Here is a 19,518-nt window from a genome sequence, read left to right on the forward strand (position 1 = left end):
GAACTCGACGACCCGCCCACGTTATCAGCATCCGGAAGAACTCTCTCCAGATCCGTCCGCAACGCCCGCACGCCGACCGCGAACCCGCCGCTATCGGCAAATATGTTGAGCTGCTATTGATCACGTCGCTCGTTGAGGCTCGACGAGAAGTGCCCCCACATGCTCTGTGGCAATTGCACACCGCCGTAGATGTGCAGTTGCGATAAATAGTGTGTACGTCCGAAGCAAGCTGCTCGGCGGCGCGGTCCGGGCGCCCTGCTCGGGGTGGGTTCAGTCGGCGCTGGGAAGCCTGGCTTCACCCGCGGGCCGGCGGACTGCGGTTTCGATGAGTTCGGTGAGTTGAGCTGCGGGGACGGGAATGCCGGGGGTTAGTTGGGTCCACTGACGGAAGGCGTCGACGTCCATGGCTGGGATTTCGCCGAGGTAGGGGTGAATGTATGCCGGGGTGTTCGGCTCGGTGCGCCAGCTGTCGGTCAGCGGGCCGATGTCCACCGCGTCATAGCCGAGGAGGTTCAGAAGCTGGGCGACTTCGGCTTTGGCGGCCGTGTTGTCACCTGCGATGGGAAGGGCGCTGCGGTCCGGCGCACCTACCGGGCGGGCGAGGGAGAGCAGCTGGTGCGGGGTGATGGTATTGAATGCCTTGACCACTTGGGAATCCGCGAGATGGCGCTGGATCAGGGTGCTGGAAGTCAGTGCGCCTGTATCCAGTTCGCTCAGGTGACCGTCTCGCTGTGGATAGTAGTTCGCAGTGTCGAGGACCGTCTTTCCGGCCAGCGCTGTCGCGGGGAGCTTTTGAAGGGCCATCAGCGGAATCGCTGCGACCACCAGATCCGCGGCGCGTGCCACTTCCGCGGGTGTGGCCGCTCGGGCTCGGCTACCGAGTTCATCTACCAGATCAGCGAGCGTCTCGGGACCCCGCGAATTACTCAGCACGACATCAAGGCCTGCTGAGATGGCCAGGCGGGCAATGGAAGTACCGATCATTCCGCAGCCGATGAGTCCGAGCGTTCCGTGCACGGCGTATCTCCGTTCGTTGATGTGGGTGCCGCCTGACAGCGTGAATCCATCACGAACCCACGACCAGACCCGTGTTCTGCCTACTCACGCCGTGATCACCCACAGCGATGCGATGGTCGCCGCACACCGGCATAGGGTTATCGAGTGGACGACCGGACCGAGCTCAGCGGATTCCTCAAATCGCGCCGAGCTCGCCTGCGCCCGCAGGACGTCGGGCTGCGCGACCACGGCGGCGTACGCCGAGTCGCAGGCCTGCGGCGCGAAGAGCTGGCCCAGGTGGCGGGTTGCGCGCCGATGTCAGCTCCGGCCGATGCAGTGCGGCGGCACGGAACTTGGCCACGATCAACCAGCCTTCATGGCACCCAAGTAATTTGGCAGTCCGGCACAGATATCGGCGGGCGCTCGGAGGAAGCGCCCGCCGATATCTGTATCCGTGCTCATCGCTCGACCACCAATGCCGTACGGTTCAGAATCAGCCATTCATCAGCGTTCTTCCCCATGCGGAAGGCGTCATAACCCTTGATGGCGGCGAATCGGCCCGGGTTCGCCAGCACCTTCCGTTGCTCTTCCAACGCTTGTTTCCGTACGATCGCGGCCTCGGTCTGCTCGCCTCGTTTCAGGCGCGTCAACTCCTTGTGAATCGGCCGCAATTCCTTGTCCTGCTCCTTCAACAGCCGATTCAACAGCGTGGTTCGCGCGTCGGGTCGCAGCGCCATGTGTATCACCTCGCCGCCGGTATCGTCGGCATAGCCTTTCGCCCGGTCCGCCTTGGTCGTTGCATAGATTCCACTGCCGTTCGCCCCTGAGGATCCGAAGTATTCGCCGGATTTGAATTGGTCGGCATAGTCCCAGATCGGCACGCCACGGAACAGCTCCGTCCCGGGCGGGACGATATCGCGAATTCCGCCCACCCCCACCAGAGTCGGTGGGCCGTCGAATCCCTGGCGACGGCAGATCTCCCGCAACATCGGATCTCCGGTTGTCTTGCCGCGAAGTACGGAGTGCAGCTGGCGATAATCCAGCTCGTCGATGAGGTCGCGCCCCTTGGCGCGGGGAGTCGATGCCGAGGTATCGCCTGCTGGCTGCCTCGACATTTCGGACTTCGACTGCCTAATGACGAGCGCGTTCTTCTCGTCACGATCTACTAAATCGTCAAGGCCCCGGCGTGAGGTTCCGGTGATTTCTCGGGATCCGTCGGCCGCCGCTTTGGTGCCTAGCCTGAGCACCGAACTCAGCTGCCCGGTCGCCGTTTTCATCGCGTCGATCAGGACTCTGCTGATCATCCGATCTCACTGTCATGATGAGCAAGGATCCGATAGATCCTGCCCGTCGCCGATTGAACAGGCGGATCTTACTTTCGCCCACCGCTGTCGATATTCCCGAGAATGAGAATGCTGTGCGATGGAGTGACGTCGTTGAACAGGCCGCTTCCCCAGGAGGCAATGTGCGGGTGCATCTGCGAGGTCCCGTGGTGAGCAGTGGTGTCGGTCGAACACCACCAGCGGTGGGAGATGATCGCGCTGTGGTGATCGGCGTCGGTCTGATCAGTGGATCACGGCGTGTCTATTGAATTACCGCATGAGGTGGCGCTGTTCCTGAATGTCATGGGTGTCCCGTATCCGGACATCGATGAGGATCAGGTGCGTGAATTGGCCACTCAGGTGCGAAATTTCGCCACGAACGTGCGCGATACGCACGAGTCGGCCACCGACACGATCCAGGATATGGGCTCGGTCTATTCGGGATACTCCTACGAGCAACTGGTCGCGACGTGGGCGCGGATGAGCGCATCGCATATGGCGGATCTGGACCGGGCATGCCATGTGGTGGCGAAGGTCCTGGACGTCACGGCGGAGGTGATCACTGCGGTGAAGGTCGCTGTACTCGCCGGATTGGCTGGGCTGGCGGCGAGTTACACGGCACTCATGGCCGCCACCGTGCCCACCATGGGTTTATCGGCCGCGCTTACCGCCGCCATCCGGGCGGCCGCGACCAAATTGGTCACCGCGATGGAGCAGATGCTGATCGGCTATATCGCCACTGAGGTGATCGGCAAGGCTATCGAACCGCTCGAGCACACCATCGAGCGCATGATCAACGGCGTCGTCTACGACGCCGCGAGTCAGCTACTGGATGTGCCGCCCGGCGGCTCGTCGACACTACCGCTGCACATAGAGCCCGATGAGGTGCTGGCTTACGCCAAGGTGCTCGATGATCACGCCGATGACCTGCTACGGCATGCGGTGACCTTCGCCGATAACGTTGCCGCACTGGATTTCAGCACATCCAACGGGCGCAATGATCTGCTCGGCCCCGGCACGAACGCCATCGGTAGTGCGCCGAGCAGATCATCGGATCCCGACACCGACCGTGAACTGGCTTCCACGCCAACGACTCCCGCCGAGTCGGCGCGGGAAAGCAGCGGGCCGATGCCGACACGAGCCACTCCGGGCGGAGCCGGCAGTGCCGATTCCCGAACCACTCTGGGCGGCGGCGATTCCCAGGCAGCGGCGACATCCGAGGACAGCAGTACCAGCATCGCACCGAAGCCAGCGGCTGCCCCTGCGGCCGGTCCAACTGTGTCCACCGCGCAGGAGCGCACCGATACCGGCGCCGTGAACACGGCCGATCCCGTGTTCGACCGCGCGGCACCAGCGCCTTCACACGCAGATAGCCGTTCCCTCCCGACACCGGCCGACGCGCCACATAATTGGCGCGAGACAATCCAGCAGCTGTCGGAAGCCCCATCACATTCTGTGGAAAACGTTGCGCAGCACAACCGCTTCGTCGAACATCCACCTGCCGAGTCGAGCGCCGACACACCCGGATACATTCGATCCCCTGAACTCGGCTCCGTCGAGGAGAGTTTCGCGAACACGACCGATAGCCAGCCCAGCGCTTCGCCCGCGCAGAGTTCGCGGCAGGGTAGTCCGCCGTCGACGCCATGGCAGCGTTCCGGGCTGTCGAGCAAACAAGCAAAGGGTGCCGCGAAATCGGCTGCGAGCAACCGTGGCAAACAGCGCGCCACCGATCCGGCAACCGGTACAGCGAAAAGGACCCCGTGGTCGAAGAAGCCCAAGCCCACTCCGGTCACCGATCCCACGGTGTTCGCACCCAACACCGCACGCCCGGCGCCTGCGCTCCCAGCCGATACCCCCGCGGCCGCACCGGAGCCACACAACAACGCTGCCGATCGCTCCGCTTTGCCACCGATATGAGCGCACCGCAGTGGCGTGGCTTGTACCTGCTGGACGGTTCGGCGCGATGAGCCGTCCACACAGGGTGGTGTGAGTAGGGGCTGCGGCGGCTGGTTTTATGGAGTCGACCGGATCGCTATATCGAGGATGAGCCGTTGAGCTGCGCCAATTGCGCTACTTCGTGACCATGGCCGAGGAGTTGCATTTCGGGCGGGCGGCCGAGCGGCTGCATATCGCGCAACCGCCGGTGAGTCCCTCTTTGCTGGCCAGGAACACGTTCCTTCCCATATGCAGGAAACGGTGATTCATCGTTTCTACTCGGAGAGTGTCTTGTAATTCCGGAAAGTCCGCGCAGCGGACCGTTGACAACAACCCAGGGGATAAACGGAACAAATCGGACGAAGACAGCGACAATGGTGCGGGGTGGCCGACATGGCGGCGTCTTGTGGTGCAGCGGCTGCGGGCGTGGCGGGCCGCCAGTGCGGCTGCCGCGGTCATGGGATTGGCTATTCTGGCGACCGGGGCGGCTGCCGCGGAGCCGCCGACCTCTGGTCCGGAACTCGGCCCGCCGGGCGGATACCAAGCACCCGCTGAGAACACTGGTCTACCCGCCCGGCCGGTCATCGACCGGATCGAGCCGATCACCGACCGGTGGCTGCGGGTGTTCGTGCGGTCACCGGCGATGAACCGGGTCGTGCAGGTGCAGGTGCTGCTACCCGTCGACCGCAGCCGGCCCCGACCCGCCCTATACCTTCTCGACGGGCGCGGTGCCCCCGAGAGCGCCAGCAGTTGGACCGAGCACGGGCATGCCGTGGATTTCTTCGCCGACAAGAACGTCAACGTCGTGCTGACCACCGGGGGACCGGCCAACCTCTACACCGACTGGCAACACCGCGACCCCATCCTGGGCACCAACAAATGGGAAACCTTCCTCACCCGCGAACTGCCCCCACTGATCGACGCTCGGTTCGAGGGCAACGGACGCAATGCCATCGAAGGCGTGTCGATGGGCGGCGAAGCCGCGATGATGCTCACCGTGCGCAACCCGGGCCTGTACCGGGCGGTGGCCGCGCACAGCGGCTGCTACACCCTCGCCTCCGGGCCCGGCCAAGCCCAGGCTCGCGCGATCGTAGAAACCTACGGCGGCGACCCGGACAACATGTTCGGCCCACCGAATGATCCCGATTGGCTCGCCCACGACGTCATGACCCACGCGGCAGCATTGCGCGGCACCGCGATCTACCTGTCCAGCGGCAGCGGCGTCCCCGGCGAGCACGACACACCCGGGCAAGTCGACTTGCCCGAAGCCATCACTGTCGGCGGCCCCCTCGAGGCTGGGGCCTTCGCCTGCGCTGTGGCCCTCGCCGACCGGCTCACTCGACTCGAGATCCCGGCGACGGTGAACCTGCGGCCCACCGGCACCCACTCCTGGCCCTACTGGGCCGACGAACTGGTCCGGTCCTGGCCCACCATCGCCCACGCACTCGGCAACTGACACGAAGACCTGCCGACGGCCCCGGGGGTGCACGAAGCGTCCAGCCGTAAAAGAAGAAGCGATTCGAAAGACGAGGATCTCCCGACTACCACCTGGACCACGACGACGAGCACGTACGCGTGCATGGCAAAGGCGGCACGGTACGCACCGTGCTGCTGGACGACCGCGGCTACGTCGCCCTGGTGAAGCTGTATCTGGCGCGGGCGGGCTACACGTCCGGGCCGATGGTCCGTGCCAGCATCAACGGCAAAGGCGGCCCGCTGTCCTACTCGGCGGCCCACAACCGCTGGCAGTCGTACTGCACTGCAACAGGTGTGGCGATAGAAATCCATCAACTGCGTCACAGTCACGCCACGGAGCTGATCAATTCCGGGGTCTCCATCGAGGTGGTGCGCAAACGCCTCGGTCACGCCTCCACCGAGACCACGCAGATCTACACCCTGCTCGCCGACAAGATCGCCGACGACGAGATCCGCGCCGCGCGGCGCCGCCGCGACACCCGCTCGCGCCGGTAGCTCGGCGGCGAGAAACTCAGATCACCGCTGTGGCGTTGAGGTCTACCCAACTCGGCGACCCGCGCCCCCACGTCAAAGGCAAACTCCGCGAGTACATCCCGCTCTGATCCCGTTTGCGGCTGGTGACACGATCCTTACCGGCACCCCGTAACGGCTGTAACGCTCGGAACGTCTTCTTCGAAAAAAAGACCGATTGGTTTTTCTCTATGGACGGTCTGGCAGCTATGCAGGTGAACAACGAGCTGATCGTGGCTATTCGGCGCGCTGCCGACGACGTCACTCGTGCACTCGTCGACCATGGGGCGACGGCCCTCGCGGGAGTGATGCGGCAGACGGGTGGACGGCTGCAGAGGACGATGGGCGAGCTTGGTGACATGGACCACGCTCTGGGAACGCAGTTGGCTGCATACGCAGAACCCAGGGGATCGACTGGCAACTCGTCCCGGCGAGAGGGAGACGGCTTCGCATGGTTCCCACCGAGGCTGGCGCGGTCCGAGCGGATCAACCGAGAGATCGACGACTGCCTGACCAGGGTGAATCCCCATTTCGACTCGGCCGATCCGCGACGAAGTAACAACTGTGTGGCCGTGTCGACCGCGTACGAGTTGCGTCGGCGAGGATACGACGTGGAGGCAGGGCAGGTGCCATTCCCGTTCGAGGCTGGGTTCCCGCACAGTATTACCGAGATTGCCTGGGCGCGACGGTTCACTGCGGTGCTCCAACGGAGCCATCTGCACGAGGCATTCCAGCAACCCGGTTCACGCGGGATCGTCATTGTGGACTGGCCTCCGGGGCGGCGCGTCGACCTTGGCGATTCCCATGTGTTCAACATCGAACACGTACCCGGTACCGGGATACGCGTCGTCGACGGACAGCCCAACCCTCCGCTGACAGACGCCACAAAGCATATCCGCGAAGCGGCAGCATTGCGGTATCTGCGGGTGGACGATCTGGCCGATCCTGCACCGAGCATCGTCAACTACCTCGGAATACATACTGCGCGTCAATAACCAGTGGGGTGATTGCCCCACCCCCAAGCTGTCAGCCCCGGAGCCCTGAAGCTGGCCTGAGCCACAAAGTGACTTCGCGCGCCACCTGATTGGCCTTCGGTGGCTAGCCGGGAATTGGGTCGGTTGGTCATGTCGAATGCCTGTTTAGAGTGGTGAAGTTAAGCCATCAGCAGCCGATTGGGTGCCGGAACCCCGCAGCGATCGAGCATCGGTGCGTCGACACGACACAGACACCGGACCAGTGCGGGAACAGCAGCCGAGCAGGGCGTTCGCAACGGCGCGACATCAGCACGGACTCGCCGCAGAACCATCGCAGTGCGGAGCACTTCGAACATCAGTGCAGACGACTCCGAACATCGACAAGCTCCGTCGCGATCGATCGGGTTCTCGTACTCGGCGATCACCTGCTGTGCAACGTACATCTCCAACGCGCCCGCGTCCCGGAACACCCGCCCGCACCCACACGCCACCCGAGCGGAATCCTTCGCCCGGCACCCATACCGGCGCTGCACAACGGTGTTGCCGTTCTTGCGTTCACGCTCCAACAGTGAACCCACCACGCGCCGCAATACTGCCCCGCCCGCGCGCTGGTTTCGGGCCATTTCCCGCCGCACTCGGCCAGCCCCGGTCAGCCAATACTCGCCGTTACGCTGCCGGGGACGATCCGGGGCCTTCAACCGGCGATGCGCGGTCAACGCCGCCCGCATCGCGTCGTGCTCGGTGCGGGTGAAAATCCCCGGCCACTGCGCACGATGACGGGTACCGGTCCGTGCGTGCACGCGAATCCCGTTACCTTCCGGGTTGTTCAAGCACTCACACCGGGCACCGGTCGCATCCCTGTGCTCGCCCAGGTCGTAGACCACATACGCCTTCCAACAACAGCAGGTGAGACAGCTTGCCCACCCGCCACAGCCGACCCCCGGACGTGGTGATCCCCCGCGCCTTCCAATCGGTGACGATCGCAGTCTGAGATTCGCCGTTGATCACCCGGTCCCGGCCCTCCTCCAACACCGCGACCTCTTCGGCCCGTAACGCACACCGATCCAAAATGTTGGCACCGGTAATCGGGTGTGTGCCAACAACTTTGCCATACCCGAACCGGCGCGAACCGCCCTGCATCACCCCCTTCGCGGCCTCCTCACCCATCCGATCCAGAAGGTTCTCGGTGTTGGTTTCCCGATACTCGGCCGCTTCGGCGAACTTCACCATGAAATTCTTCCGGCCCGTGCCCGTGCCCGTGGTCAGGTCGTAGCCGGTGTCCTTCACGAACGCATACCGCACCCCCTCATCACGCCCCAGCTTCATCAACTCGTTGCCCAGGTCGTAATCACGAGTCAACCGCGCCACATCACGCGCCAGCACGACCTTCGCCGGACCGCGTTCGACTAACGTCAACACCGCCCGCAACGCCGGACGATCCGCGCCATCGCCGGACAGATCGTTGTCACAGAAAATCCGCGCCAACCGCAGACCCTTCCGGGCCGCGTAGGCGACCTCGTTCTTGGCCTGCAACTGCACCCCCTCCGCACGGTCCTTCTCATCACGGGAGATACGGACATAGCCGTACACCCACTCCGCAGGATCAACCCCCGCCGCCAACCCAGCATTGACCTCCACAAGCCACGCCGGTTCCGTATACGTGGTCCTAGTCATGCCACGAAGCTACGGAAGGAATGTATAGCGAACAGCTCGCTGGAGTGAGTATCGCCCACTACACGCGCCTGGAGCAGGGCAAGAGTGAGAGCGTGTCGGACGAGGTCCTACAAGCAATCAGCGCGGCGCTGCGCCTGGACGTGGACGAATCGGCATACCTGCACCGGATCGCACGACGTCCGCGACCGTGCGCGCAGGAAACCTCATCGACGGATATGCCGGTGGGCCTGCGTTATCTGCTGGATTCGTTCGTGATGACACCGGCGTTGGTGGTCGGTCGTCACACCCAGATCATCGGGTGGAACCGACTCGCAGTCGCGGTGTTCGGCGACTTCGCCGCACTCCCCCACGAGCGGCGCACCCTCTCACACCTGTTGTTCACCGAACCCCCACCTGCGTGAATTGCTCGGAACCGGTTGGGATCAGGCGGCACTCGCGCATGTGGCGCATCTGCGTGTTCTGCTCGGACGCTATCGCGGACACACCGAACTCACGGCGCACATCGAGAACATGCAAGAGCTGAGCCCGGACTTCGCACGGATGTGCGCCGAGCACCCGGTCGCGCAGGTACGCAACCGGACGTACGCGTTGCACCACCCGGTCGTGGGCGAGCTGACCCTGCACGGCGAACTCATCGCACTGCCCGACGCTCCGTCGTGCTGTGGCCTCGATCTGTTCGCCGCCGAGCCGGGTTCGGCATCCGAACAGGCGCTACGGGAACTCGGCAATCCGTAGCCCGGCTCGGTTGGTTCGTCGCGCATGAGATCGCGGCCCGGCTGCGCCTGACAAGCGAGCCGGTGCAGCCGGTTTTGCTCGACAGCGCCCCGGCGGTGCAGCAGCTCGCGCCGCCCGACGCGCTCACCCCGGGTGAGGTGCACCAGAGCTCCTACACGTCGATTCGACCGTGTGAAGCGCCCACGAGGCTGCCACCGCGCGGCGCGGCAGTCTGACGGGCGCGCCCGGCTCCCCGAACTGAACGCTGGCCGATTGCTCCGTCGGAAACTATCCGTTAGCTGTGAATCTGGGACCGGAGCTGGCCATGAGCGCCCGACCTGGCTATTGTCAGCGGCTGGCGGAAATGCCAGTGTAAATTTCCGCAGATCGTGAGGTTCCGCCCGATGTTCATTGGTTTACTGTCACTGCGCTCGACAGGCAGCTGGCCGCCGCCGACCGTTAGCGGGTCGCCCCTGCTGACCAGCAAGCCGCAACGGCACGACTGGTGACCGGGGTGTACGCATGCTAGAACTCGATCATTTCAGCCATGGCTGGTTGACCCCGGTCATGGCCTACCTCGTGTCCTTTATCGGCTCCGCGCTCGCCCTCCGTTGTGTGGTACACGCTCGGTCCTCCGATTGGCCGGCTGGATGGCTCGCCACCGCCGCCGTCTCGCTCGGGGGCGCGGGCATTTGGGTCATGCATTTCACCGCCATGCTCGGGTTCTCCATCCACGGCGCCACCATTCGCTACGACGTCCCGATGACACTGCTCAGCGCGGTCATCGCGATCTTGGTCGTCTGGGTCGGGCTATCGATCGTGGTACACGGTCGAAACGAACTCGTGGCACTGCCGATCGGCGGCGCGGTCACGGGTATCGGCGTGGCCGCCATGCATTACCTGGGCATGTACGCGATGAAAACCACCGCCCACGTCGAATACGACCGCAAAACGGTAGCGGTGTCGGTCGTGATCGCGGTGGTCGCGGCCACCGCCGCATTGTGGTTCATGCTGCATGTCCGCGGTCTGTTCGCCACCATAGGCGCAGCGCTGATCATGGGTGTCGCGGTGTGCGGAATGCACTACGTCGGAATGACCTCGATGCACGCCAGCCATTCCGACCACCAGGTCGGCGGCGGCATCGATCCGCTCCAACTGGTGACACCGCTGATCGTGACCGTCACGATGGTCATCATGATGCTGATGGTGGTCGTCGGACTCGCCGAGATCGACGAACGCAGCACCCGCGAAGCGCTGTCCGTCCGGCGCGAACCCCGCGAACCATCGGCGACGACAACCGGAGCCTGGCCGGTAATCACCGACGTACGCCACGAATCCCCCAGCTGGGGGCTGCGTAATAGCTCGCAGACCGAATACCGAAATCGCCATCGCCTCGACTCCGATCGGTAATCGGGCCCTACCCGCGGCAGTACCGCGCGATGAATCGGCTCAGAATCACGCTGGGCACCGTGATCGATTCCCGATGACCGAGCTCGATCAGATCCTCGGCCTGATCCGGTTCGAAATAGCCCGCGTGCCGGTAAACCTCGATGCGCAACGCCAGTCCATCGCTGTCCAATTCGGGATGGAATTGGGTCGCGTACACGTGCTCACCGACGCGAATCATCTGCACCGGGCAATCGGCCGATCCGGCCAGCAGCACCGCACCGGGCGGCACCTCCTGACAGGCTTCCTTATGGCCGACGAACGCTCGGAATGTTCGCGGAATACCCACTAGCAGCGGATCCGCGCGGCCGGGCTCGGTCAGATCGATGGTCTGTGCGCCGACCGGTTCACCGTATTGCTGAACGCTCACCTCGCCACCGAGTACGTCCGCGAGGATGCCCAATCCGTAGCAGGCGCCCAGATACGGGAAATCCCGGCCGACGATCTCGGTCATCAGCTTCTTCAGCTTGGGTTCGAATGTCCGCTGGTATCCGTATTTCTCCGCGTCCGGACTGCTGACATTGCTCGGCCCGCCACCGACGATGACCGCCGAGTAATCGTCGAGGTCGATATCCGGGAATTCCTGGTCCATCTGCACCCGGACCGTGTCATCCTCGTCGAGGTCGGCCATACGCAGGACGGCGCGGTATTCGTCATCTGCGGCGGGTCGCTCCGGCCGCAACTGCAGGACTAGACACGGCTTGGTCATGCTTCAGATTGTGGAAGATCGGCGGTCAGTTTTCATCCAAGACCGCACGTAAGAATTCACGAGTCCGATCGTGCCGGGGGTCGGTGAAGATCTGTTCCGGATCACCGTCCTCGAGCACCCGTCCGGCGTCGAACATCATTACCCGATCGGAAACCTTTCGGGCGAACTGCATTTCGTGGGTGACGCAAAGGAACGTGATCTCGGTATCGGCCGCGATATCGGCCAGCAGATGCAGTACTCCGGTCACCAGCTCCGGGTCGAGCGCCGAGGTCACCTCGTCGAGCAGCAGCACTTCCGGCTCCATGGCCAGCGCCCTGGCAATGGCGACACGCTGCTGCTGGCCGCCGGACAGGTGCGCGGGACGGGCGTCGATTTTGTCGGTGAGCCCGACCAGTTCGAGCAGCTTTCGCGCCCGCTCCTCGGCGGCGTCCTTGGACTGGCCGAGACCACGGATCGGGCCTTCGGTGACGTTGCGCAGTACGGTCATATTCGGGAACAGATTGAACTGCTGGAAGACCATACCGATCTTGCGCCGCATCCGGCGCAGGTGCGCCGGACCGGCGGGCACCAGTTTGTCGCCGCGCCGCTGATGGCTGAACAACTCCGCGCCGACCTCTATAGTGCCCGCGTCTATCCGTTCCAGTCCCATGAGCAGCCGCAGAATGGTGGTCTTACCGGAACCGGACGGCCCGATCAAGGTGACGAATTCGCCTGGCGCAATGGCGAAATCGAGTTCGTCCAGACACACTGTCGCGCCGTAGCGCTTTTCCACACCGGTGAACCGGATCATCGGTTCAGACACGTCGTTCCAACTTTCGTACCAGGGTCGAGCACGGATAGCTCAGCGCGAGGAAGGTCAGACCGGCCGCGAACCAGGCCTCGGGGCCCGCGCCACCGGTATCGGCCGCGTATTCGGTTTTGACTTGATAGACCATGTCGAGAATGACGATCGAGGACAACAGCGGGACCTCTTTGAACATGGCGATCGTGTAATTGCCCAGCGCGGGCAGCACCCGCGGCACCGCCTGCGGCAGAATCACATCGACCCAGGTGCGCGTGCGCGGCAGATTCAACGCCGTGGCCGCCTCCCATTGCGCGGCGGGCACCGCGTCGATGCCCGCGCGGAACACCTCCGAGGTGTAGCAGGCATAGTGCACACCGAGTGCGGTCACACCGACGATCAGACGTTGGGTGTCGATGGAAAACCCACCGAGCAGATCCGGGCGCAGCACCCAGTAGAGGAAGAAAATCTGCACCAGAAGCGGTGTACTGCGAATGAATTCGATGAATGCCCAGAGCAGTTGATCGACCACCGGAATCCGCAGCCGTCGGAGCACCGCGAAGATCAGACCGAGTACATAGGCGACCACGGATCCCAGCAGGGTGAACTGGATCGTGACGAGCAGCCCGTCCCAAATGAACGGAAAGGCATCGAAGAAGCGGTCCCACCGCCATTTCTCCATCAGACCCCCACATGTGCCGAGAGTCGAATACTCGATCGCTTCGGTCGCCGCCCGACCCGCCGAGCCGCCAACAGCTCCAGCACCCGCATGATCACCGTGACCACCACCGCGATGAGCAGGTACACGACCAGCTGGATCCCGTAGATGAGACCGAGTTCGCGAGAGAATGCCGGCACCGCACGCAATTCATCGGCCTTCTTGAAGACCTCCGGCACCGCGATAAAGCTCAGCAGCGCGGTGGCTTTCACGAGTTGGATGAACAGATTGTTGAACGACGGCAGCATTTCCACTACCGCCTGCGGCAGGACCACCCGCCACATGCGTTGCGCTGGTGAAAGATTCAATGCGATCGCGGCCTCGACCTGCGACTGCGGCACCGATCCGATCGCACCACGGACGATTTCGGCACCGTAGGCACCGTGGTTGAGACCGAGCACGATGATGCCGATGACCAGCAGCCCCTTCGCCGTCGCACCCAGCGATACGCCGAAGAAGATCGGTATCGCCACCGCGAAGAAGAACAGCTGCACCACCTCCGAGCTGCCCCGGAATCCCTCCACATAGATGCGGGTGACCAACCGCACCGGCAGATACGGCGAAAGCATGGCGATCCCGGCGGCAAAGGACAGTACAACGGTCAGCGCGATGCCGCCGACTGCCGCCCACAGCGTGAAGGGAAGACCCTGGAGTACTCGCTCGAGGTAAGTCGAGAAATGCGACGACACGAGGTCAAGCCGTGCAGTACTGCTCGGCCGTGGCCGCCGGATCCGCCTCGTTCGCCTTGGTCAGGCCGAACGGCTCCACCAGCTTCAACCATTCACCGCTTTCGTGCAGTGCGCGCAGCTCGCGGTTGAAGTCCTCGCGGAACTTGTCGTCGCCGATGCGGAAGTTGAAGGTGCCGACGTCGGGCTTATTGCCGAAGCGGAAGGACGGGCCGACCGCCAATTTGGCATCCGGATTATTCTTCACCAGCCATGCGGCGGTCACATCGAGCATTGCCGCGCCGTAGACGTCCTTGTTGCGCACCGCACGCAGGATGTCGTCCTGTTTGGCCATCGGCTCGACGAGTTGGGATGGCACACCCGAGGACTGCGCGTAGCCGTTCTCGACCGCACCACCCAGGGTGGCGATCCGGACGTTCTCCCGGGTGATGTCCTCGAAGCGGTTGATATTGCGCGGGTTACCTTCCGGCACAAGGAATGACGATCCGACTTGGTAGTCGGGAGTGGCGAATGCGGAGCTCTCACATCGCTTCGGATTGATGAACATCCCCGCCGCGACGAATGCGTAGTTCTTGGCCCGGACGCCGTCGATCAGTCCGTCGAAATCGGTGACCACGCCTTCGACTTCATTGATGCCGAGGCGTTTCAATACCGCGCGTGCGACGGTCGGCGCATATCCGGTCAGCTGGCCGTCCGCACCGAGGAATGCCCACGGCGCTTCATTGGCGAAACCGACCTTGATCTTGCCCGAGGATTTCGCATCCTCGTAGGTCACCGCCGCGGCATCGTCGCCGCCCAATCCACAGCCCGCTACCACCACGAGGCTGGCCGCGGCAATCGTGGCGGCCATGGCGCGACGCAATCGCTTGCGCGCACCTCCGAATTCGAACTTCATGACCCCGTCCTTCCGCAGACACGCGAGTCGCCTCATGATTGCGGAGGAACTTTGCGATCGTCCTGCCGAATTCTTTGCGATCACATGACGATGCGGATCTATGGTTGCGCGAATATCGAACCGGTCTCGACCAATTCGGCCGCACGGCTTGCAATGGCGCTGCCGAGCTCACCGGTCGTCGCGGTGCCACCGAGATCAGGTGTGCGAATTCGACCTTCGCGCAGGACATCACAGACGGCGCGATCGACCGCCGCGGCGGCGGCACGTTCGCCCAAGTGCTCCAACAGCATTGCTCCAGCGAGAATCTGCGCGACCGGATTCGCAATGCCCTTTCCGGCGATATCGGGCGCACTACCGTGTACCGCCTCGAACATCGACGGGGCCGTGCGCTCGGGATTGATATTGCCTGATGGGGCCAGGCCGAGTCCACCGGTTACCGCGGCGGCGAGGTCGGACAGAATGTCGCCGAACAGATTCGATGCGACGATCACATCGAGCCGATCCGGATGCAGCACGATTTCGGCGGCCAGCGCGTCGACATGTAGCTGCCGCGTCTGCACCTGCGGATATTCCGCGGCAACGCGCTCGAAGATGCTGTCCCAGTACGGCATCGAGTGCAGCAGCCCGTTCGATTTGGTCGCCGAGCACAGTCGGCCGTCGCGTTCGAGGGCACGTTCGAAGGCGTAGCGGATGATCCGTTCGCAGCCGACCCGGGTGAAGATCGATTCCTGCCGGACGAATTCGTCGGTGCGGCCGGGATGGTGCATGCCACCGATCGCGGAGTATTCGCCCTCGGAATTCTCCCGCACGATCAGGATGTCCAGGTCTTCGGCGGTGCGGTCGCGCAAGGCCGATTCGGTGCCGGGCAGCAGCCGGACCGGGCGCAGATTCACGTACTGACCGAAGGCCCGACGCAGCGGAATCAGCAAACCCCACAGCGAAATATGATCGGGCACACCGGGAAAGCCGACCGCACCGAGCAAGATCGCGTCGAATCCGGCCAGCTGACCAGATGCGTCGGGGGGCATCATCGCTCCGGTGCGCAGGTAATTCTCACAGGACCAGTCGAATTCGGTCCATTCGATGCCGGGCAGCACCGCATCGAGTACCGCAACGGCCTCGGCGGTGACATCGACCCCGATGCCGTCACCAGGAATGGTAGCGATCCGATAGTTGGGCCCACCCGTCGCCCGAGCGCCACCCCACATGGAATCGCTTCGCGATGCTGTACTCATATTCGCACTCCGATGTATTTGGTCTCCAGGAATTCATCTATGCCGGTGAGTCCGCCCTCACGGCCGAGCCCGGATTCTTTCACGCCGCCGAACGGTGCGGCGGGATTGGAGACTACCCCCTGATTCAGACCGACCATGCCGGTTTCCAGCGCCTCGCACACCCGCAGTCCACGCCGCAGATTTTCGGTGAATACATAGCCCACCAATCCGTAAGGCGTGTTATTCGCGCGCGCCACGACCTCGGCTTCGGTATCGAAGGCCGCGATCGCCGCGACCGGTCCGAAGATTTCGGTGTGGCACATCTCGGCGTCATCGGGCACATCGGTCAATACCGTTGCGGAATAGAAGTTTCCGAGCCCCTCCAGTGCCGCGCCACCGGTGCGCACGGTGGCCCCGCGGCCGACCGCATCGGCAACCAGACTGGTCACCTTAGCCACCGCATCGGCGTCGATCAGCGGACCGACTACGACTCCCGGCTCGGTCCCGCGCCCCATCGGCAGCGCCGCCAGCCGGTCCGCGAGTCGATTCGCGAATTCGTCAACAATGCTGCGCTGCACGAAGATTCGGTTCGCGGCAGTACACGCCTGCCCGATATTGCGCATCTTCGCCGCGAGCGCACCCTCGACGGCCTCATCGAGATCCGCGTCGTCGAATACGATGAACGGCGCATTGCCACCGAGCTCCATCGAGGTGCGCATCACGGTCCGCGCGCACTGCTCGAGCAGTAGCTTCCCGACGGCGGTCGAACCGGTGAACGACAGCTTGCGTGAACGGTTGTCCAGAATCATCGGCGTCATCACTGCCCCCGGATCGGATGTGGTGATCACATTGACGACACCCGCCGGAACACCGACCCGATCCAGAATGTCGGCCAGCGCCAGCATCGAAAGCGGTGTCTGCTCAGCGGGCTTCACGATGCAGGTGCATCCCGCGGCCAGTGCCGGACCAATCTTGCGGGTCCCCATGGCCATCGGGAAGTTCCATGGCGTGACGAGCAGGCTGGGACCGACCGGCTGTCTGGTCACCAGGAAGCGCGAACCACCCGCCGGCGCCGGCATATACCCGCCATCCAGCCGAACAGCCTCTTCGGCGAACCATCGAAAAAACTCTGCCGCATAAGCGATTTCACCGCGCGCCTCGGCCAGCGGCTTTCCCATTTCCAATGTCATGATCAGCGCGAGTCGTTCGGTATCGGCGAGCAGCGCCCGGTGCGCTTCCATGAGGATGTCACTGCGCTGTCTCGGCGTCGTTCGCGCCCACTGCGCCTGTGCCCGGTCGGCCGCGGCAAGGGCGTCCAGCCCGTCGGTCGAATCGGCATCGGCCACCTCGCACAGCAACTGGCCGGTCGCTGGATCGGTGACTTGAAACGTCGCGGCTGTCGCGCGCCATCCGCCGTCGATGAACAGTCCGGTCGCAACCGTGTCGATCGCGGCGCGTTCGGCTGCGGTCAGGGCGGTTTCGGTGAGCATGTGGGCTCCTTTTCATTCCCGACGCGGCCTTCGGCCATTGCTGCGAACCCCGTGCCCATGTTATGCATATTGTCAACAATCCGACAATAGACAACCACCGGATACGCGCCCGGGAGGCGGATCATGACCGAGCTATCCCCCGTTCTCAAACAAGCCACCCCGGTCACCGTCGACCACGGATCGGGCTGCTACCTCTACGGCACCGACGGCCGCCGCTATCTCGACTTCACCGCGGGCATCGGCGTCACCAGCACCGGCCACTGCCACCCGCACGTCGTCGCCGCGGCCCAAGCACAAGTCGCCAGCCTGATCCACGGCCAATACACCACCGTCATGCACCGGCCGCTGCTCGAACTCATCGAGCGACTCGGCACCGTGCTGCCCGAAGGTCTGGACACACTGTTCTTCGCCAACTCCGGCAGCGAGGCGGTCGAGGCCGCGCTGCGCCTGGCCCGCCAGGCCACCGGACGGCCGAATATCGTTGTCTTCCAAGGCGGTTTCCACGGTCGCACCGTCGCGGCCGCGACCATGACGACCTCGGGCACCCGCTTCTCCGCCGGGTTCAGCCCGCTGATGTCCGGTGTGCACGTGGCGCCGTTCCCCACCGCCTTCCGCTACGGCTGGACCGAAGCCGAGGCCACCGCCTTCGCGCTGCGCGAACTCGATTACCTGTTCGCCACCGTCACCTCCCCCGCCGAGACCGCCGCATTCGTGGTCGAGCCGATGCTCGGCGAGGGCGGCTACATCCCCGGCAATGCCACGTTCTTCCGCGGGCTGCGCGAACGCGCGGACCGGCACGGCATTCTGCTCATCTTCGACGAGATCCAGACCGGCTTCGGCCGGACCGGAAAGTTTTTCGGACATCAGCACTTCGACGTCCGACCCGATGTCATCACCATCGCGAAGGGCCTGGCCAGTGGGTTCCCGCTGTCCGGAATCGCGGCTGCGCGCGAGCTGATGGCCAAGGCTTGGCCGGGCTCGCAGGGCGGCACCTACGGCGGCAATGCGGTGGCGTGCGCGGCGGCGGTCGCCACACTCGAGGTGATCCAATCGGAAGGGTTGGTGGACAACGCCGCCGCGCGCGGAGCGCAACTGCTGACCGGACTGCGCGAGGGCGCCACCAAGGCGATCGGCGATGTGCGCGGACTCGGATTGCTCTGCGGCACCGAATTCACCACCGCCACAGGCGAACCCGACACGGCGACGGCCGCCGCGGCGCAGCGGCTCGCGGTCGAGAAGGGGCTGCTGCTGCTCACCTGCGGTGCGTATATGAATGTGGTGCGGATGATCCCGCCGCTGATCGTGACCGAAACCCAGATCGACGACGCACTCGCGATCTGGTCGACCGTGCTCGCCGAACTCCCCGCGTGACCAGGAGGCAGAACCCATGGCCCGCTATATCTCGATCACACTGACCAAGGCGGGCGTGACCTGCCGAGCCCGACTGCTCGACGCCGAAGCACCCCAGACCTGCTCGGCGGTGTGGGATGCGCTGCCCCAGGAAGGCGACGCATTCCACGCCAAGTACGCCCGCAACGAGGTCTATACGCTGCTGCCCCGGATCGCCGCGGCACCACATCGGGAGAACCCGACGGTCACCCCGATTCCGGGTGATGTGTGTCTGTTCGATTTCGAAGCATGGGAGATCGGCAATCCGGCCTACGGCTACGAGCCCGGTACGGCGGCGCACCATGAGCAGGGCGCTACCGACCTCGCTTTGTTCTACGGCCGCAACAACTTACTTATCAATGGCGATCTGGGCTGGGTGCCCGGCAATGTCTTCGCCACCATCGAAGAGGGCCTCACCGATATCGCGACGGCGTGCAACGCACTCTGGCTGCACGGCGTCCAGGGCGAAACCCTGGCGTTTGCCCGCGGCAGTGTTTGATTTGCCGCGCCTGCGGCGCGGCGTGTTCGCGGCCCCCTGGTGTCTCGCGTCCGAGCCGTCGAGACTCGCGACTTCGTCGCATGCGCTTCG

20 protein-coding genes and 1 pseudogene are annotated in these 19,518 nt (G+C 64.1%); 10 read left to right on the plus strand and 11 right to left on the minus strand.

Going from position 1 to position 19,518, the window contains the following annotated elements; all coding sequences use genetic code 11:
* Nucleotides 1–270 precede the first annotated feature (270 nt).
* Together AB0J47_RS15350 and AB0J47_RS15355 are read right to left on the minus strand one after the other, a co-directional pair.
* Nucleotides 271–1,017 (minus strand): NAD(P)-binding domain-containing protein, encoded by a 747-nt coding sequence (locus AB0J47_RS15350; RefSeq protein ID WP_364345676.1) that lies wholly within the window; start codon nt 1,015–1,017, stop codon nt 271–273.
* Nucleotides 1,018–1,454: 437 nt separating this feature from the next.
* Nucleotides 1,455–2,273, minus strand: coding sequence for a hypothetical protein (locus tag AB0J47_RS15355; protein ID WP_364345678.1), 819 nt, complete (start codon nt 2,271–2,273; stop codon nt 1,455–1,457).
* A 303-nt stretch (nt 2,274–2,576) separates the two neighbouring features.
* On the opposite strand from AB0J47_RS15355, the gene AB0J47_RS15360 reads away from it, so the two are divergent.
* The 5 genes and pseudogenes from AB0J47_RS15360 to AB0J47_RS15380 all read left to right on the plus strand — a co-directional run bounded on the left by AB0J47_RS15360 (nt 2,577) and on the right by AB0J47_RS15380 (nt 7,234).
* Complete coding sequence (locus AB0J47_RS15360; protein WP_364345680.1) at nt 2,577–4,235, plus strand: hypothetical protein; 1,659 nt, start codon at nt 2,577–2,579, stop codon at nt 4,233–4,235.
* 139 nt (nt 4,236–4,374) lie between these two features.
* Nucleotides 4,375–4,467: pseudogene (locus AB0J47_RS15365) on the plus strand (LysR family transcriptional regulator); the annotation flags it as partial.
* 192 nt (nt 4,468–4,659) lie between these two features.
* On the plus strand, nt 4,660–5,709 hold the full coding sequence (locus AB0J47_RS15370) for an alpha/beta hydrolase family protein (RefSeq protein WP_364345682.1): 1,050 nt from the start codon (nt 4,660–4,662) through the stop codon (nt 5,707–5,709).
* Between the two features lie 92 nt (nt 5,710–5,801).
* Complete coding sequence (locus tag AB0J47_RS15375) at nt 5,802–6,224, plus strand: tyrosine-type recombinase/integrase (protein WP_364345731.1); 423 nt, start codon at nt 5,802–5,804, stop codon at nt 6,222–6,224.
* Nucleotides 6,225–6,430: 206 nt separating this feature from the next.
* Nucleotides 6,431–7,234: a hypothetical protein gene (locus tag AB0J47_RS15380; protein ID WP_364345684.1), complete on the plus strand. Its 804-nt coding sequence runs from the start codon at nt 6,431–6,433 to the stop codon at nt 7,232–7,234.
* Nucleotides 7,235–7,392: 158 nt separating this feature from the next.
* Here AB0J47_RS15380 and AB0J47_RS15385 read toward each other — a convergent pair whose 3' ends face one another.
* Nucleotides 7,393–8,013, minus strand: coding sequence for a hypothetical protein (locus AB0J47_RS15385; protein ID WP_364345686.1), 621 nt, complete (start codon nt 8,011–8,013; stop codon nt 7,393–7,395).
* Between the two features lie 34 nt (nt 8,014–8,047).
* Nucleotides 8,048–8,887 carry a recombinase family protein gene (locus tag AB0J47_RS15390; RefSeq protein ID WP_364345688.1) on the minus strand — a complete coding sequence of 280 codons (840 nt, stop codon included), beginning with the start codon at nt 8,885–8,887 and terminating at the stop codon, nt 8,048–8,050.
* 20 nt (nt 8,888–8,907) lie between these two features.
* On the opposite strand from AB0J47_RS15390, the gene AB0J47_RS15395 reads away from it, so the two are divergent.
* From AB0J47_RS15395 to AB0J47_RS15405, 3 genes are all read left to right on the plus strand, one after another.
* The gene (locus AB0J47_RS15395) at nt 8,908–9,288 is read left to right on the plus strand and encodes a hypothetical protein (RefSeq protein WP_364345690.1); all 381 of its coding nucleotides are present in this window, start codon (nt 8,908–8,910) and stop codon (nt 9,286–9,288) included.
* Nucleotide 9,289: 1 nt separating this feature from the next.
* The gene (locus tag AB0J47_RS15400) at nt 9,290–9,622 is read left to right on the plus strand and encodes a hypothetical protein (protein WP_364345692.1); all 333 of its coding nucleotides are present in this window, start codon (nt 9,290–9,292) and stop codon (nt 9,620–9,622) included.
* A 501-nt stretch (nt 9,623–10,123) separates the two neighbouring features.
* Nucleotides 10,124–11,011 carry an MHYT domain-containing protein gene (locus AB0J47_RS15405; RefSeq protein ID WP_364345694.1) on the plus strand — a complete coding sequence of 296 codons (888 nt, stop codon included), beginning with the start codon at nt 10,124–10,126 and terminating at the stop codon, nt 11,009–11,011.
* 7 nt (nt 11,012–11,018) lie between these two features.
* Here AB0J47_RS15405 and AB0J47_RS15410 read toward each other — a convergent pair whose 3' ends face one another.
* From AB0J47_RS15410 to AB0J47_RS15440, 7 genes are all read right to left on the minus strand, one after another.
* The gene (locus tag AB0J47_RS15410) at nt 11,019–11,756 is read right to left on the minus strand and encodes a glutamine amidotransferase (RefSeq protein ID WP_364345696.1); all 738 of its coding nucleotides are present in this window, start codon (nt 11,754–11,756) and stop codon (nt 11,019–11,021) included.
* A gap of 25 nt (nt 11,757–11,781) precedes the next feature.
* Complete coding sequence (gene ehuA / locus AB0J47_RS15415; protein ID WP_364345733.1) at nt 11,782–12,546, minus strand: ectoine/hydroxyectoine ABC transporter ATP-binding protein EhuA; 765 nt, start codon at nt 12,544–12,546, stop codon at nt 11,782–11,784.
* Between the two features lie 4 nt (nt 12,547–12,550).
* Nucleotides 12,551–13,219, minus strand: coding sequence for an ectoine/hydroxyectoine ABC transporter permease subunit EhuD (ehuD, locus tag AB0J47_RS15420; RefSeq protein ID WP_364345698.1), 669 nt, complete (start codon nt 13,217–13,219; stop codon nt 12,551–12,553).
* Nucleotides 13,219–13,944 carry an amino acid ABC transporter permease gene (locus tag AB0J47_RS15425; RefSeq protein ID WP_364345700.1) on the minus strand — a complete coding sequence of 242 codons (726 nt, stop codon included), beginning with the start codon at nt 13,942–13,944 and terminating at the stop codon, nt 13,219–13,221. Before AB0J47_RS15425 ends, ehuD begins: the two co-directional genes overlap by 1 nt.
* A gap of 4 nt (nt 13,945–13,948) precedes the next feature.
* Nucleotides 13,949–14,836, minus strand: coding sequence for an ectoine/hydroxyectoine ABC transporter substrate-binding protein EhuB (ehuB, locus tag AB0J47_RS15430; protein WP_364345702.1), 888 nt, complete (start codon nt 14,834–14,836; stop codon nt 13,949–13,951).
* 98 nt (nt 14,837–14,934) lie between these two features.
* Entirely contained in the window at nt 14,935–16,044 is a 1,110-nt protein-coding gene (locus AB0J47_RS15435; RefSeq protein ID WP_364345735.1) for a tartrate dehydrogenase, read from the minus strand.
* 23 nt (nt 16,045–16,067) lie between these two features.
* Complete coding sequence (locus AB0J47_RS15440) at nt 16,068–17,540, minus strand: NAD-dependent succinate-semialdehyde dehydrogenase (RefSeq protein WP_364345704.1); 1,473 nt, start codon at nt 17,538–17,540, stop codon at nt 16,068–16,070.
* Nucleotides 17,541–17,663: 123 nt separating this feature from the next.
* On the opposite strand from AB0J47_RS15440, the gene AB0J47_RS15445 reads away from it, so the two are divergent.
* Together AB0J47_RS15445 and AB0J47_RS15450 are read left to right on the plus strand one after the other, a co-directional pair.
* Nucleotides 17,664–18,911, plus strand: a complete 1,248-nt coding sequence (locus AB0J47_RS15445; protein ID WP_364345706.1) for an aminotransferase class III-fold pyridoxal phosphate-dependent enzyme — start codon at nt 17,664–17,666, stop codon at nt 18,909–18,911.
* Between the two features lie 16 nt (nt 18,912–18,927).
* Entirely contained in the window at nt 18,928–19,428 is a 501-nt protein-coding gene (locus AB0J47_RS15450; protein ID WP_364345708.1) for a DUF3830 family protein, read from the plus strand.
* The last annotated feature ends 90 nt before the right edge of the window (nt 19,429–19,518 follow it).

The organism is Nocardia sp. NPDC049737 (assembly GCF_040674755.1).
Classification (GTDB): domain Bacteria; phylum Actinomycetota; class Actinomycetes; order Mycobacteriales; family Mycobacteriaceae; genus Nocardia.

Bases quoted from the DNA above. Each gene is read 5' to 3' on its own strand.
- AB0J47_RS15355 (WP_364345678.1), bottom strand. From the start codon at position 2,273: ATGAAAACGGCGACCGGGCAGCTGAGTTCGGTGCTCAGGCTAGGCACC.
- AB0J47_RS15380 (WP_364345684.1), top strand. From the start codon at position 6,431: ATGGACGGTCTGGCAGCTATGCAGGTGAACAACGAGCTGATCGTGGCT.
- AB0J47_RS15390 (WP_364345688.1), bottom strand. From the start codon at position 8,887: ATGACTAGGACCACGTATACGGAACCGGCGTGGCTTGTGGAGGTCAAT.
- AB0J47_RS15395 (WP_364345690.1), top strand. From the start codon at position 8,908: ATGTATAGCGAACAGCTCGCTGGAGTGAGTATCGCCCACTACACGCGC.
- AB0J47_RS15405 (WP_364345694.1), top strand. From the start codon at position 10,124: ATGCTAGAACTCGATCATTTCAGCCATGGCTGGTTGACCCCGGTCATG.
- AB0J47_RS15410 (WP_364345696.1), bottom strand. From the start codon at position 11,756: ATGACCAAGCCGTGTCTAGTCCTGCAGTTGCGGCCGGAGCGACCCGCC.
- ehuA (WP_364345733.1), bottom strand. From the start codon at position 12,546: ATGATCCGGTTCACCGGTGTGGAAAAGCGCTACGGCGCGACAGTGTGT.
- ehuD (WP_364345698.1), bottom strand. From the start codon at position 13,219: ATGGAGAAATGGCGGTGGGACCGCTTCTTCGATGCCTTTCCGTTCATT.
- ehuB (WP_364345702.1), bottom strand. From the start codon at position 14,836: ATGAAGTTCGAATTCGGAGGTGCGCGCAAGCGATTGCGTCGCGCCATG.
- AB0J47_RS15435 (WP_364345735.1), bottom strand. From the start codon at position 16,044: ATGTGGGGTGGCGCTCGGGCGACGGGTGGGCCCAACTATCGGATCGCT.
- AB0J47_RS15440 (WP_364345704.1), bottom strand. From the start codon at position 17,540: ATGCTCACCGAAACCGCCCTGACCGCAGCCGAACGCGCCGCGATCGAC.
- AB0J47_RS15445 (WP_364345706.1), top strand. From the start codon at position 17,664: ATGACCGAGCTATCCCCCGTTCTCAAACAAGCCACCCCGGTCACCGTC.
- AB0J47_RS15450 (WP_364345708.1), top strand. From the start codon at position 18,928: ATGGCCCGCTATATCTCGATCACACTGACCAAGGCGGGCGTGACCTGC.